The 14,844-nt window shown below is 72.6% G+C and carries 12 protein-coding genes; 5 read left to right on the plus strand and 7 right to left on the minus strand.

The features are described 5' to 3' along the window. Positions 1–52: 52 nt before the first annotated feature. From ACIRFH_RS21615 to mtnA, 7 genes are all read right to left on the minus strand, one after another. Positions 53–799, minus strand: coding sequence for a response regulator transcription factor (locus tag ACIRFH_RS21615; protein ID WP_077800590.1), 747 nt, complete (start codon positions 797–799; stop codon positions 53–55). Between the two features lie 224 nt (positions 800–1,023). Then, positions 1,024–1,716 (minus strand): ribosome hibernation-promoting factor, HPF/YfiA family, encoded by a 693-nt coding sequence (gene hpf / locus ACIRFH_RS21620; RefSeq protein WP_403523095.1) that lies wholly within the window; start codon positions 1,714–1,716, stop codon positions 1,024–1,026. Positions 1,717–2,028: 312 nt separating this feature from the next. Further along, the gene (locus ACIRFH_RS21625) at positions 2,029–2,910 is read right to left on the minus strand and encodes a ComF family protein (RefSeq protein WP_403523098.1); all 882 of its coding nucleotides are present in this window, start codon (positions 2,908–2,910) and stop codon (positions 2,029–2,031) included. A 138-nt stretch (positions 2,911–3,048) separates the two neighbouring features. After that, on the minus strand, positions 3,049–4,893 hold the full coding sequence (locus tag ACIRFH_RS21630) for an LpqB family beta-propeller domain-containing protein (protein WP_403523100.1): 1,845 nt from the start codon (positions 4,891–4,893) through the stop codon (positions 3,049–3,051). After that, on the minus strand, positions 4,883–6,955 hold the full coding sequence (gene mtrB, locus ACIRFH_RS21635; RefSeq protein WP_403523103.1) for an MtrAB system histidine kinase MtrB: 2,073 nt from the start codon (positions 6,953–6,955) through the stop codon (positions 4,883–4,885). The genes ACIRFH_RS21630 and mtrB overlap by 11 nt, the downstream gene beginning before the upstream one ends. Position 6,956: 1 nt before the next feature. Continuing rightward, on the minus strand, positions 6,957–7,646 hold the full coding sequence (mtrA, locus tag ACIRFH_RS21640) for a two-component system response regulator MtrA (protein WP_003975799.1): 690 nt from the start codon (positions 7,644–7,646) through the stop codon (positions 6,957–6,959). A 195-nt stretch (positions 7,647–7,841) separates the two neighbouring features. Further along, entirely contained in the window at positions 7,842–8,984 is a 1,143-nt protein-coding gene (gene mtnA / locus ACIRFH_RS21645; RefSeq protein ID WP_403523107.1) for an S-methyl-5-thioribose-1-phosphate isomerase, read from the minus strand. Positions 8,985–9,124: 140 nt separating this feature from the next. Here mtnA and ACIRFH_RS21650 point away from each other — a divergent pair, with 140 nt between their 5' ends. From ACIRFH_RS21650 to ACIRFH_RS21670, 5 genes are read left to right on the plus strand one after another with little or no spacing between them, the layout of a single operon-like run. Next, the gene (locus tag ACIRFH_RS21650; protein WP_403523109.1) at positions 9,125–10,423 is read left to right on the plus strand and encodes a glycerophosphoryl diester phosphodiesterase membrane domain-containing protein; all 1,299 of its coding nucleotides are present in this window, start codon (positions 9,125–9,127) and stop codon (positions 10,421–10,423) included. Between the two features lie 58 nt (positions 10,424–10,481). Then, entirely contained in the window at positions 10,482–11,201 is a 720-nt protein-coding gene (locus ACIRFH_RS21655; protein WP_403523126.1) for a DUF4129 domain-containing protein, read from the plus strand. Next, positions 11,198–12,406 (plus strand): DUF4350 domain-containing protein, encoded by a 1,209-nt coding sequence (locus ACIRFH_RS21660; RefSeq protein WP_403523112.1) that lies wholly within the window; start codon positions 11,198–11,200, stop codon positions 12,404–12,406. The genes ACIRFH_RS21655 and ACIRFH_RS21660 overlap by 4 nt, the downstream gene beginning before the upstream one ends. Further along, positions 12,406–13,395 carry an AAA family ATPase gene (locus ACIRFH_RS21665; RefSeq protein WP_403523115.1) on the plus strand — a complete coding sequence of 330 codons (990 nt, stop codon included), beginning with the start codon at positions 12,406–12,408 and terminating at the stop codon, positions 13,393–13,395. The genes ACIRFH_RS21660 and ACIRFH_RS21665 overlap by 1 nt, the downstream gene beginning before the upstream one ends. Continuing rightward, the gene (locus tag ACIRFH_RS21670; RefSeq protein ID WP_403523117.1) at positions 13,395–14,705 is read left to right on the plus strand and encodes a DUF58 domain-containing protein; all 1,311 of its coding nucleotides are present in this window, start codon (positions 13,395–13,397) and stop codon (positions 14,703–14,705) included. Before ACIRFH_RS21665 ends, ACIRFH_RS21670 begins: the two co-directional genes overlap by 1 nt. Positions 14,706–14,844 lie beyond the last annotated feature (139 nt).

Consider the following 14,844-nt stretch of genomic DNA (forward strand, 5'->3'; position numbering starts at 1 on the left):
TCCGCACCGCCGTGCCGCCGTGCCGCCACACTGCCGGGCGTCGGCGTCGGCGTCAGCGGATCTCGAGGATCTTCTCCCGCATCGCGTACACCACTGCCTCCATCCGGGAATGCAGCTGCAGTTTCTCCAGGATGTTGCGCACGTGGTTCTTCACGGTGTTCTCGGAAATGAACAGTTCCTTGGCGATGTCCCGGTTGTTCATTCCCGTGGCGACGAGCTTGAGCACCTCCAGCTCACGGTCCGTGAGGCGCGGTGCGGGCACGAGCCGGCGCTCGTCGGTCCGCTGGATCATCGACTTGAACTCGGTGAGGAGTTTCGACGCCATGGACGGGCTGATCTGCGACTGGCCGTCGGCCACCGCGCGGATGGCGGTCGCCACCTCGTCCGTCGAGATCTCCTTGAGGAGATAACCGGTCGCGCCCGCCTTGATCGCGTCGTAGAGGTCGGCTTCCTCGTCACTGATCGTCAACATGATGATCTTCGCGCTGGGGGCCACCTCCTTGATGGAGGTGCACGCCTCGATCCCGCCGCGCCTGGGCATCCGCACGTCCATCAGGATGATGTCGGGCAGCAGGTCGGCGGCTTTCTCCACGGCCTCCGCGCCGTCCCCGGCCTCCCCGACGACCTGGATGTCCTCCTCGGCCGCGAGCACGATCTCCAGGCCGCGGCGGAACAGGGCGTGGTCGTCCACGACCAGGACCCTGATCGGCTCCTCGCGTGACGACCCCGCGTCCGGGCCCATGCCGACGACGCCGTCGTCGGCGCCCTCGTCCCGCATCGGTCCGAAACTGTCCGCCATCGTTCCTCCCCCTGAAGGCTGTGGCCTGTGGTCCTGAGCCATCGCCAACCCAAGGCAACGACCCACCGGTTGGGTGGTTGCCGCCATGATTCCATGCCGCGCCGACACGGAGGTGACAGAGCGGACCGCGCGGGGGTCGCACACCTCGCGCACCGTCGCACACCGGTGCCCCTGGGGGCGCACACGCGCTCCAGGGGCACCGGTCCGACCGTCACCCGTCGTGGTCAGCCACCGAGCGCATCGCCCGCCTCGGGAGCGTGCGCCTGGGTGACCATCGTGTCCGTCGTCAGGTGGATCACGCCGTAGTCGTAGGCGTGCCGCCGGTAGACGACGCTGGGCTCCTTGGTCTCTGAGTCGACGAACAGATAGAAGTCGTGCCCGACCAGCTCCATCTCGTAGAGCGCCTGGTCGAGGGTCATCGGCGCGGCCACGTGGGTCTTCTCGCGGACGACGAGCGGGCCGTCGCCCTGGACCTCGAGCGAGCCGATCTTCTTGGTGGGGACGCCGTCCTGCTTCTCCTCCGGGACGATGTCACCATTCCCGTTGAGCGTCGCGGCACCGGGGACGTGGTCGGCGACCTCGGCTGCCGGGATCCGGCGCGCTCCGCGCCGCGAGAAGCGCTTGTCGTGCTGCTTGCGCAGCCGGGCACCGAGCTTCTCCGCCGCCAGGTCGAGCGCCGCGTACGGGTCGCTCGCCGCTGCCTCCGCCCGGATCACCGGACCGCGGGAGCGGAGCGTGATCTCCACTCGGTCGCAACGGTCGGCCTGTCGGGGGTTCGGCTCCTTGGACACCTCGACGTCCAGGCTGATCACCTTGCCATCGAGCTTCTGGATCTTCTCCAGCTTCAGCTTCTCGGCCACGTGCTTCCGGAACCGCTCGGGCACCTCGGTCTTGCGGCCCTTGACGACGATGTCCACGCAGAACTCCGTTCCCGGATCGCCCCGCTTCGGTGGCGGAGCATCTCCCTTTTGCACCAGGTTCCGGTTGTCCCGGAACCTCGGACTCGGTGACTTCCACCTCCTCCCCCGCGGGCGGGTTATCCACTCCGCCGGTGCGGGTGATGACGGCAAAACCCACAGCACGGCATTCGGATTTGAGAGGTGTGGCCTGCGGCTTTGCCTCACAACCGAACATATCTCGCCCGGACGGATGTCGTCACCCTCTACCGCGACGTACCTCCGTTCCGGTGAATTGGCTCTCTCATTACCTGTAACGAAGCAAGTAGTCGATCAGTTCCGGTTTATTTCGAAAGCATCTGGTGAAGCCGCGACCACAGCCGCGCAGATCACTTCACGGATCACGTCACCGCCTCCGTCCGGACCCACCATTCGGGGTCCGCTCTTCCGTTCCTCTCTGCCTTCCCATGCCGCCGACGAATACACAGCCGATCTCGCCGTCCTGTACGTGCGCGCACCCGCCCCGTGCTCACCCGGGACCGCGCCGGCCTCCCGCACGGCACGCGCGGCCTCCGCGAGGGACGCCCCCGTGGTCATCAGGTCGTCGACGAGAACGACCGGCCCGCGGCCGCCCAGCAGCCGCGCCCCGCCGGGGACCACCGCCAGCGCACCGGCGAGATTCTCCCGCCGCTGCCGGGCGCCCAGCCCCGACTGGTCCGCCACGGCGTGCCGCTGCCGCAGTACGGCGCACACCCGGACGGGCGTCCCGGTCCGCCGCAGCTCACCCGCCGCCGCGAGGGCGATCCGCCGCGCCGGGTCGTGACCGCGCGCCCGCACCGCCCGGCGCGCCGAGGGCACGGGCACGAGCAGCGCCGGCTCCCGCGCGCCCGCGGACCGCGCCTCACCGCCACCCGCGCACGCCTCCCGGAGCCCGGCCCGCACCGCCCCCGCCAGGGCCGTGCCGAGCGGCCCGGCGAGGGCCAGCGCACCGCGTTCCTTGTGGGCCAGCAGCACGGCCCGCACCTCGTCCGCGTACCGCGCCGCCGCGTGCACCACCGGCAGCCCGGCCGGCTCCGGCTCCGGACGGACCCGGCGCGGCGCGCGCCCGCTCAGCGCCGTACGGCACCGTGGGCACAGCACCGCGCGGGCCCTGCCGCAGCCTCCGCACTCGGCCGGCAGCACCAGGTCGTTGAGGTCCTGCCACCACCCGCGCATGGCCACCACTGTGCCGATGCCCGCATCGTTCGGCCATGCCTGTGGAAAACTCCCGGGCGCCCCCTGGGGACAACTCCGGGCCGGAGCCGACCGGCGTCACCCGCCCGGGTGAACATGCGTCGGCACCGGCCCGTCGCCTCAGCCCGGATAGACCGGCGCCGTCCCTTTCGTCACCTTCTGCCACTGCATGCCGGCCGGCAGCCGGACGATCAGGTCCTCCGAGTACGCCACCAGCGGCAACCGTTCGTCCTCGGTCGCGGCGATCTCCTTCACCCCGGTCAGCGCCGCCGGCACCGACGCCTCCGGTGTGGAGCCGTCGACCTGGACGTAACCGATCTGCTGGACGCCCCCGCGCTCGCGCCCGACCACCACGAGCCGGCTGTCCCCGGCCCAGGACATGGCCGTGACCTCCTCCAGCTCGGGCGTGGCGGAGCGCAGTCCGACGACGGTGACCGCCGGCTGCTCGCCGGTCCGCCCGTCGCGCTCGATCCGCCCGATGAGCAGCGACCGCTCGCCCTTCTTCTCCACGACGAGCGCGATCCGCACCCCGTCGGCCGCCACCCGCACGGACTGCACACGCCCGTCCAGCCCGGGAAGCCGCACCTGCACCGGCTCGCCCGCGCCCTTCTCGAAGAACAGCAGCCGGGGATTCTCCGGATCCCGGTCGGCGACCCACAGGTCGCCCTGCGCGTCCCAGCTGGGCGGCGCCAGCCGGTCCTCCTCCGTCCTGCCCTCGCTGACCAGCAGGGGATCTCCGAGCGAGCTGCCCGGCACCAGCGAGGCGGCGTACAGCGTCTTGGAGTCGAGGCCGATACCGGCCGCGCTGCGCTCGTCCCGCGACACCGCCACCGATCGCAGAGCCTTCGCTCCCTCGCCCAGCGCCCCGGGCACGGCTTCGGGGTGGGTCGCGGTGCTGCCCGCGGCGATCCGCACCAGGCGGTGGTTGGAGTCCACGAAATAGAGGTAGTCCGGCCGCTGGGCCGAACCGCGCGTCGCGACCGCCTCGGCCCGGTCCTCGCCGAGCGAGCACAGCCGCTTGTTCCCCGAGGTCAGCTCCACCTCGTCCACGGCGGGGGTGATGTTCTGGAGGGTGAACAGGAGCTGCGCCGCCATCTCGTCGCACTTGTCCGCGCCGGCCTCGGCGGCCTTGGCGTTCAGCGGCACCTTCAGCGTGTTGCGGTCGTCGGGCGTCAGCGGGTCGTCGTCCGCCAGCTCCGTACCGGTCGGGAAGCTCGACCTGACCACGGGCCCCAGCAGGCTCGTCGGCCCGCTGATCAGCGACCGCACGGCCTGGGTCAGCGGATCCACGAGCCGGCGCACGTAGACGGGATCGGCGACGACCGCCGGCTGCTCGCTCGTACCGGCCCCGGCCTTCGGGGCGGTGTCCGAGGCGAAGTAGTACTTGTTGACCGACATGTAGGTGCGCTGGAAGTCGGACTTGCCCATGACGACGCCCTGCGGCAGGCGGTCGATGCGCCACTGCCGGCTCTTGGGGTCACGGGACAGGTGCACCGGCTCGCGGTACTCGCCGGCCGCCGGCGAGTACGACTGCTGCGCGTCCACCGTGGCGACCCTGGTGCCGGTCAGCATGACCGAGTACGAGTAGTCGTCGGCGTCCGCACGGCTCGCCGAGTGGTCGGCCTCGGTTCCGGCCCCGCCCTCGAGCACCGTCGTGGACCGCTCCGGCCGCCAGGTCTTCGCCGCATCACCCGTCAGGTACTTGCGGGCCGTCTCGTACTGCGGGTCGTTGCTGGTCAGCGCCTCCAGAAAGCCCTGCACGATCACCGACGGCGCGGCGTCCTCCGCCGGCGGCATCGCGAACACCCGCACCTGCGGGTCCTGCCGGGGCGTGGATTCCACGCCCCGCAGATCCCCGTTGTCGGGCATGGACGCGCACCCCCCCAGCAGTACGACGCCGCAGACCGCGTACGTCACCGCGCGCGTCGGCGTCCGCCGGCCGCTCCCCTCGCGGTCAGCGCCCACGAAATGCCTCCCCTTGCCTGCTCGGCTCCTCCGGCCCGGCGTCCGGGCGGTTCTGCTCCTCCGGGCCGGGCGTGCCGTCCTGTTCACGGGCGCCCGAGACGGGCCGCGGCACCACGCGCGCGCCGTTGCCGGGCAGTGCCGTCGGATCGGCGGTGGCGGTGGCGGACGGCCGCGGCGGTATCGGGCCCCGGACCGACGCCGAGGACCCCTGTCCCAGCGCCGCCTGCGCGGGGACGGTGACCGCCTTGTCCGCGCCGGGCGCCTGGCCGTCCTTCTGGAGACCCGCGTCGTTCAGCCCGCGATTGCGCCGCGAGTCCGCCGGCTCCAGCGGTATCGGCGAGCCCCGCAGCGGCTCGTCCGCGGTCCTGGGCAGCGTCAGCCGGAACTGCGAACCACCGCCCGGCTCGCCCCAGGCCTGCAGCCATCCGCCGTGCAGCCGGGCGTCCTCCAGCGCGATCGACAGGCCGAGCCCCGTACCACCGGTGGTCCGCGCGCGTGCCGGGTCGGCCCGCCAGAAACGGCTGAAGACCCGGGTGGCCTCGCCGGGCTTGAGCCCGACGCCGTAGTCGCGCACCGCGACGGCGACCGCGCCGCCGGCCGCGGCGAGCCGGACGACGACGTCCTTGCCCTCTCCGTGCTCGACGGCGTTGACGACGAGATTGCGCAGCACCCGCTCCACGCGCCGGGCGTCCGCCTCGGCGACCACGGGCTGCTGATCACCGACGACGCGTATCCGCGTGCCCTTGCGCTCGGCGAGCGGCTCGGCCCCGCTGACGACCCGGCGCACGACCTCCCTGAGATCGATCGGCTCCGCCTCCAGCGCCGCCGCGCCCGCGTCGAAGCGGCTGATCTCCAGGAGGTCCGCCAGCAGCGTCTCGAACCGGTCCAGTTGGTCCGCGAGCAGCTCCGCCGACCGCGCGGTCACGGGGTCGAAGTCCACGCGCGCGTCGTGGATGACGTCGGCCGCCATCCGCACGGTCGTCAGCGGCGTCCGCAGCTCGTGCGACACGTCGGAGACGAACCGCCGCTGCATCCGCGACAGGTCCTCGAGCTGACTGATCTTCAACTGGAGGTTCTGCGCCATCTTGTTGAAGGCCTCGCCGAGCCGCGCGATGTCGTCCTCGCCGGTGACCTTCATCCGTTCCTGCAGTCGCCCGGCGGACAGCCGCTCGGCGATGCTCGCCGCCATCCGCACGGGCGTGACGACCTGACGCACCACCAGCCAGGCGATGGCGCCGAGGAGGACGACGACGAACAGCCCGGCCGTCGCCAGCGTGCCCTTGACCAGGCTGAGCGACTTCTCCTCCTGCGTCAGCGGGAAGAGGTAGTACAGCTGGTACGGCTCACCGTTCGGGTCGTTGACCTGCTTGCCGATGACCAGCCCCGGCTGGGACGGCTCGTCGGAGTCGTAGACGATCCGCGTGTAGCTCTGGGCCGCCGCCGGGTCGCCGTCGATCTGCTCGCGCAGCTCCTCGGGCACGCTGGCCGACCAGTTGACCAGGCCGGAGGCGCGCGGACCGCGCCCGCTGCCGCTGTCCCCGCCCATGGGGAGCGTGACCACGTCGAAGGCGCCCTGACCGCCGCTGGAGAGCGACTTCACGAGGTCGCTCATCCACTGGATGACGTTCTGCGGCGGGCGACCGTCCACGGGGGTGCCTTCGTCACCGGTCGCGCTCGCCGTCTCTTCGGCCTTCTGCTTGGCCACCGCGAACCCGCCGGCGGCCTGGCTCTGCGACGCCTTCACCTTGGCGTCCAGCAGACCGTTGCGGACCTGTCCGATCACGACGAAGCCCAGCAGCAGCACCACGCCGAGCGACATCAGCAGCGTGGTGACGACGACCTTGAGCTGGATGTTGCGCCGCCACAGCCGCATCACCGGCAGCAGCGGACGGCGTACCCAGCGCATGAACAGGCGGAGCACCGGGCTGCCCTGGACCCCGCCGTGCAGCAGCCCGCCCTCGAGCAGACGCGCCCAGCGGGAGCGCCGGGGCCTGTCGCCGACAGGCCGCCCGGCGCGGGCCCCGGACCGGCCGGGCGCCGAAGCGGCACTGTCCCCGCTCATGTCAGCTCGGCCCGGCCTTGTAACCGACGCCACGGACGGTCACGACGATCTCCGGCTTCTCCGGATCCTTCTCCACCTTGGAACGCAGCCGCTGCACGTGCACGTTGACCAGCCGGGTGTCGGCCGCGTGCCGGTAGCCCCAGACCTGCTCGAGGAGCACCTCGCGCGTGAACACCTGCCACGGCTTGCGGGCCAGCGCGACCAGCAGGTCGAACTCCAGCGGCGTCAGCGCGATCGACTGCCCGTCCCGCTTCACGGAGTGCCCCGCCACGTCGATCACCAGGTCGCCTATGGCGAGCTGCTCCGGCGCCGGCTCCTCCGACCTCCGCAGCCGCGCCCGGATCCGGGCCACCAGCTCCTTCGGCTTGAACGGCTTCACGATGTAGTCGTCGGCGCCCGACTCCAGCCCCACCACCACATCGACGGTGTCGCTCTTGGCCGTCAGCATCACGATCGGCACGCCCGACTCCGCCCTGATCAGGCGGCAGACCTCGATACCGTCCCGGCCGGGCAGCATCAGGTCGAGCAGCACCAGATCGGGCTTGGTCTCACGGAAGGCGGCCAGCGCCTTGTCGCCGTCGGCTACGAAAGACGGCTCAAAACCCTCACCACGCAGCACAATGCCGAGCATCTCGGCCAGTGCGGTGTCGTCGTCGACGACAAGGACTCGTCCCTTCATAAACGACATCATCCCATTCTCGTAACAGCGACAGAGGTGCTGGTGAGCGAGGTCACTGGCCTGTGACGATAGTCGTACGGAGCCGTCACTGTCTGCCCCGCTCCACCGCTGCCGCCCCCGGACCGAGCCCGCCTCACAGCGCGTCCGCGGCACACTACGCAACGTGGGCGCCGCTCACCCGCCTCCACGGGCCCCGGGAAGCCCTCGTCAGCCGGTGGACGGCCTCCGCGAGCCGGCGCACAGTTCCGCGAGCGCCTCACGCGTCACGGGCGAGACCACGCCCCGCTCGGTGACGAGCGCCGTCACCAGCTCGGGCGGCGTCACGTCGAACGCCGGGTTGTACGCCTGCGTCCCCAGGGGAGCCACCGGGATCCCGCCTCCCGCCCCCGTCACCGGAACCTGAGGGGCCGTGACCTCGGTCACTTCGTAGCCGGGGCGCTGCTCGACCTCGATGGACGCCCCGTCCCGCGTCTCCGCGTCCACCGTCGTCACCGGCGCCACCACGACGAACGGCACATGGTGGTACCGCGCCAGCACCGCGAGCGGATAACTGCCCACCTTGTTCGCCACCGAGCCGTCGGCCGCGATCCGGTCCGCCCCGATCAGCACCGCGTCCACCTCACCCGCCGCGAACAGCGAACCGGCCGCGCTGTCGGTGAGCAAGGTGTACGGCATGTCGTTGCGCGCCGCCTCGTAGGCCGTCAGGCGGGCGCCCTGCAGCAGCGGGCGCGTCTCGTCCACCCACAGGCGCCTCAGCCGTCCCGCCCGGTGCGCGGCGAGCGCCACCGCGAACGCCGTACCCTCACCGCCCGACACCAGCGATCCGGTGTTGCAGTGCGTGAGGACGCGGTGCCCGCCGGCGGGCAGCAGCTCGTCCAGCAGCGCCAGACCGTGTTTCGCCATCCGGGCACTGGCCTCGGCGTCCTCCTCGTGGAGCGCCCGTGCCGCGGCCAGCGCGGCCATGGCGGCCTGCCGGGTGTCGCCGGTCCTGGCGAGCGCCTCCCGGTGGGCGGCCCGTGCCCGGCGCACACCCACCGCGAGGTTCACCGCGGTGGGGCGGGCCCCTGCCAGCGCGGCAGCGGCCTCCTCCACCTCGAAGCCCCGCACCGCCGCGAGCGCGACCCCGTAGGCGCCCGCGATGCCCAGCAACGGTGCCCCACGCACGGCGAGCGAGCGGATCGCCTCCACCAGCGCGGACGGGTCCGTGCAGACCAGCTCGACCTCCTCGGCCGGCAGCCTCGTCTGGTCCAGCAGGACCAGCACCGGGCCCTCGGGGGGTTCCTCCCAGCGGAGGGCAGGTATCCCGGCCGGCCGCTTGTCCTCGCCGCTTTGCGCGTACAGATCAGCCATGCGGTCAGTCTGCCCCCATTCCGGTGGACCATTGAAGGGGCGCTGCCCCTACCTCGCCCGGCCCACAGCCGACCGCCCCATGGCACGATGGCTGCCAACCTGCCGCCGCGACCGCGGAAGGGCACCGTGAAGGAGCGACGATGAACGACACTCCGGGCTGGACCTCGCCCGGATCCGCCCCGTCCGACGGGCAGGAGCCCGGCACGTCCGGCCCCGCCGACCGCCCGGGAACCGGCGAGCCCGCGGACCGGCCGAACGCGGAACCGACGAGCCCCGGCACGAAGTGGTCCGAGGAGCAGCCGCCACCCGGCCAGTGGTCCGCGCCCACCGGCCCCGGCCAGGCCCCGCCTCCCCCACCGCACCGCACCGGCTGGGGCACCCCGCCCCCGGGCGGGTACGGCGGTGGCCACGGCGGCCCCGGCCACGGCTGGGGAGGAGGCTGGGGCGGTCCCCCGCCCGCGGCCAAGCCCGGCGTCATCCCGCTCCGCCCGCTCGGTGTCGGAGAGATCCTCGACGGCGCGGTCTCCACCATGCGCACCTACTGGCGCACGGTCCTCGGCGTCTCGCTGACCGTCGCGATCTTCACGGAGGTCATCGTCGTCCTCCTCCAGGGCCTGGTCCTGGACAACACGGACTCCGACGTCCTCAACGACCCCGACGCCACCCTGAGCGAGCTCGCCGACGCGTTGACCGCCACCACGATCAACTCGGGCGTCATCCTTCTGCTCTCCCTGATCGGCACCGTCGTCGCCACGGCCCTGCTGACCACCGTCACCAGCCGCGCCGTCCTCGGCAGGCCGGTGACCACCCGCGAGGCCTGGCGGGACGCCCGCCCTCAGGTGATCAGACTGTTCGGCCTGATCGTCCTGCTGCTGCTGATGGTCGCCGGCCTCCTCCTGACCGGCATGCTGCCCGGTCTCCTCGTCACCGCCACGGCGGGCGGCGAGGCAGGCGTGGCCCTGACCGCCCTCGGCTTCCTGGCAGGCGGCCTCGTCACCGTGTGGCTCATGGTCCGCTTCTCCCTGGCCTCCCCCGCGCTGATGCTGGAGAAGCAGGGCATCAAGAAGGCGATGAGCCGCTCGACGAAGCTGGTGCGCGGCTCCTGGTGGCGGGTCTTCGGCATCCAGCTGCTCGCGACGGTCATCGCGAACATCGTCGCGTCGATCATCGTCATCCCCTTCACTTTCCTCGCCGCCGCCCTCAGCGGCGACGGTGTCGGCGGATTCCTCGAGGGCAACGGCGACTTCGGCTGGACCTTCCTCGTCATCAGCGGCATCGGCTCGGTCATCGGCTCCATGATCACCTTCCCGATCACGGCGGGCGTCACGGTGCTCCTCTACATCGACCAGCGCATCCGCCGCGAGGCCCTCGACCTCGAACTGGCCCGCGCCGCCGGCATCCAGGGCCCCGGCAGCCCCGGCGCCGTCCCGGGAAGCTGATGCGGTGAGTCCGACGGGGGGAGTTCTCACAGAGGTGCTGCCACACACCGCCGTACGGATGTCGCTGCGCGCCGGCGACGCCTCCGTGCTGTCCCTGGCACGCTCCGGCGACGAACCGCCGGTGACGATTCCGCGCGACCCCGCGCGGGAGGCGGCACGGCGCGAACTGTCCAAGCGCGTGTACCACGAGAACGACCCCAGCTGGTTCCAGCGGGCCCTGAACACCTTCTGGGACTGGATCGACGACCTGTTCGGCAGGGCCTCCACCGCGACGCCCGGCGGGACGCTCGGTCTGACCGTCATCATCCTGGCCGTCCTGGCGGTACTGGGCGCCCTCTGGTGGCGCCTGGGCACCCCCCGCCGCTCGCCCGTCTCCGCTCCCGCCCTGTTCGACGACCGCCCCCGCAGCGCCGCCGACCATCGCGCCGCCGCCGAGGCGCACGCCGCCCAGGGCCATTGGAACCAGGCCGTCCAGGAACGCATGCGGGCCGTCGTCCGCGCCCTGGAGGAACGCGCCGTCCTCGACATCCGCCCCGGCCGCACCGCCGACGAGGCGGCCGCGGAAGCCGGCCGCGCCCTGCCCGCCCACGGCGACCGGCTGCGCTCCGCGGCCCGGGACTTCGACGACGTCGCATACGGCGGCCGGCCCGGCACCGAGCGGTCGTACCGGCGTCTGGCCGACCTCGACCACGACCTGGAACGCAGCACACCGCACCCGGTCGGCAGCACCCCCGACAGCGCGGACGCCCCGAACACCCGCCCGGGAGCCGCCGGATGACCACCGAGGCCGCGCTCTCCACCACCTCGTCCTCGCCCACCGCCCGCCGGCTGTGGACCCGCGCGCGAGGCCTCACCCTCGCACTCGTCCTGCTGCTCACCGGCGCCGTCGCGATCGCCGTCGTCCGCTCCGACGCCCGGCACGGCGAGCTCGACCCCCGCTCCGCCGACCCCTACGGCAGCAGGGCCGTCGCCGAACTCCTCGCCGACCGGGGCGTGTCCACCCGTGTGGTCACCACCCTGGACGACGCCCGCGCCGCGGTCGGGCCGGACACCACCCTGCTGGTGGCCGTCCCCGATCTGCTGACCGAACACCAGCAGACCGAACTGCACTCCGCGACCGCCGGCTCCGGCGGGCGTACGGTCCTCGTGGCCCCCGGCGGCTCCTCCGTCGAACGGCTCGCCCCCGGCGTCACCGCCGACCCCACGCTCAGCTTCGACTCGACGCTGACCCCCGACTGCGACCTGCCCGCCGCCCGCCGCGCGGGCACCGCCGACACGGGCGGCATCCGCTACACCAGCACCCACCTGCGGGCGGACGTCTGCTACCCCAGCCAGCGCCTGGCCACCCTGCTCCGCATCCCCGAGGCGACGACAGCGTCCGGCGGAGCGACCCCGGGCGACACGATCGTCCTCGGCGCACGCGACATCCTCCAGAACAAGCGCCTCGACGAGCACGGCAACGCCTCGCTCGCCCTCCAGCTTCTCGGTTCCCGCACCCATCTGGTCTGGTACCTCCCCTCGCCCTCCGACACCACCGCCCCCGACGACGAGCGCGGTTTCTTCGACCTGCTCCCCTCCGGCTGGCTCTGGGGCACCCTGCAGCTCCTCGTCGCCGCCGCCCTCGCCGCCCTGTGGCGGGCACGCCGACTCGGCCCCCTGGTGCCCGAACAACTCCCCGTGGCGATCCGCGCCTCCGAGACCACCGAAGGCCGCGCCCGCCTCTACCGCAAGGCCAACGCCCGCGACCGCGCCGCCGCCGCTCTTCGCTCCGCCACCCGCACCCGCCTCGCCCCCCTCGTGGGCGTCCCCGCCTCCCAGGCGCACGCACCCGAGGTCCTGCTCCCCGCACTGTCCGCCCACCTCCACGGCGACGGACAGTCCCTGCACGCTCTTCTCCACGGCCCGCCACCCGGCGACGACGCGGCACTCATCGCCCTCGCCGACCACCTCGACGCCCTCGAAAGAGAGGTACGCCGTCCATGATGGACCCGACCACTGACAACGCCGGGCAGACCGGGGACCCGGGCGACGCCCGCGCCGCCCTCGAGGCCCTGCGCGCCGAGATCGCCAAGGCCGTGGTCGGCCAGGACGCCGCCGTGACCGGCCTCGTCGTCGCGCTCCTGTGCCGCGGCCACGTCCTCCTCGAAGGCGTCCCCGGCGTCGCCAAGACCCTCCTCGTCCGCGCCCTGGCCGCCTCCCTCGAGCTGGACACCAAGCGCGTCCAGTTCACCCCCGACCTGATGCCCAGCGACGTCACCGGCTCCCTGGTCTACGACGCCCGTACCGCCGAGTTCTCCTTCCAGCCCGGCCCGGCCTTCACCAACCTGCTCCTCGCCGACGAGATCAACCGCACGCCCCCGAAGACCCAGTCGTCCCTCCTCGAAGCCATGGAGGAACGCCAGGTCACGGTCGACGGCACCCCCCGCCCGCTCCCCGAGCCGTTCCTGGTCGCCGCGACCCAGAACCCGGTCGAGTACGAGGGCACCTACCCTCTGCCGGAAGCGCAGCTGGACCGTTTCCTCCTCAAGCTGACCGTCCCGCTCCCCTCCCGCCAGGACGAGATCGACGTCCTCACCCGGCACGCCGCGGGCTTCAACCCGCGCGACCTGCACGCCGCCGGCGTACGCCCCGTCGCGAACGCCGCCGACCTGGAAGCGGCCCGCGCGGAGGTGGCCAAGACGACGGTGCACCCGGAGATCGCGGCCTACGTCGTCGACATCTGCCGCGCCACCCGCGAGTCGCCTTCCCTCGCCCTCGGCGTCTCCCCACGCGGAGCCACGGCACTGCTGTCGACGTCCCGGGCATGGGCCTGGCTGACGGGCCGCGACTACGTCACCCCCGACGACGTGAAGGCCCTCGCCCTGCCCACCCTCCGCCACCGTGTCCAGCTCCGCCCGGAGGCCGAGATGGAAGGCGTGACCGCCGACTCCGTCATCAACGCGATCCTCGCCCACGTCCCCGTCCCCCGCTGATGGCGCTCACCGGACGCGCCGCGCTCCTCGCGGCTCTCGGCTCCGTCCCCATCGGCATCTGGGACCCCGGCTGGACGGGCATCCTCGCGGTCAACGCCCCGCTGGCGGTGGCCTGCGCCTGCGACTTCGCCCTGGCCGCCCCGGTACGACGCCTGCGTCTGTCCCGCTCCGGCGACACCTCCACACGCCTGGGCGAGAGCGCCGACGTCACCCTGACCGTCACCAACCCGTCCAACCGCCCACTGCGCGCCCATCTCCGCGACGCCTGGCCGCCCAGCAGCTGGCAGCCCGGCACGGAGACAGCGGCCTCCCGCCACCGTCTGACGGTTCCCCCCGGTGAACGCCGTCGCGTCACCACACGCCTACGGCCCACCCGCCGCGGCGACCGCCGGACGGACCGCGTCACGATCCGCTCGTACGGCCCCCTGGGCCTCTTCTCCCGCCAGGGCGCCCACCGGGCCCCCTGGACGGTACGGGTCCTGCCTCCGTTCACCAGCCGCAAACATCTCCCGTCCAAGCTGTCGCGCCTCCGCGAGCTCGACGGCCGCACGAGCCTGCTCACCCGCGGCGAGGGCACGGAGTTCGACAGCCTCCGCGAGTACGTCCCCGGCGACGACACCCGTTCCATCGACTGGCGCGCCACGGCCCGCCAGTCCACCGTCGCCGTACGCACCTGGCGCCCCGAACGCGACCGGCACATCCTGCTCGTCCTCGACACGGGCCGCACGTCCGCCGGCCGCGTGGGCGACGCTCCCCGCCTCGACGCCTCCATGGACGCCGCGCTGCTCCTGGCCGCCCTGGCCTCCCGCGCCGGCGACCGCGTCGATCTCCTCGCCTACGACCGCCGGGTACGCGCCCTGGTCCAGGGCAGGACGGCGGGTGACGTCCTGCCCGCTCTGGTCAACGCGATGGCGACCCTGGAACCGGAACTTCTGGAAACCGACGCGCGCGGCCTCGCCGCGACCGCCCTCCGCTCGGCTCCTCGGCGCTCTCTGATCGTGCTGTTCACGACCCTCGACACGGCACCGATCGAAGAAGGGCTGCTCCCCGTCCTGCCGCAGCTGTCTCAGCGCCACACGGTCCTCGTGGCATCGGTGGCGGACCCGCACATCTCCCGGATGGCGGAGGCCCGCGGTAACACCGAGGCCGTGTACGAGGCTGCCGCGGCCGCACAGGCCCAGGCGGAACGCCGTCGTACCGCGGACCAACTTCGCCGGCGCGGCGTGACGGTCGTCGACGCGACCCCGGATGAATTGGCACCCGCTCTGGCAGACGCCTATCTGGAACTGAAGGCTGCGGGCCGCCTGTGACCGGACGGGACCGAAAGGTCCCGTCTCTCACGCTCTGCAAAAACCCTGGAAACGCAGAAAACCCCGCACCGTTTCCGGTGCGGGGTTCTCCCAAAAATTGTTCGGCGGCGTCCTACTCTCCCACAGGGTCCCCCCTGCA

The sequence above is a fragment of the Streptomyces sp. NPDC093586 genome (assembly GCF_044764905.1).
Lineage (GTDB): Bacteria > Actinomycetota > Actinomycetes > Streptomycetales > Streptomycetaceae > Streptomyces.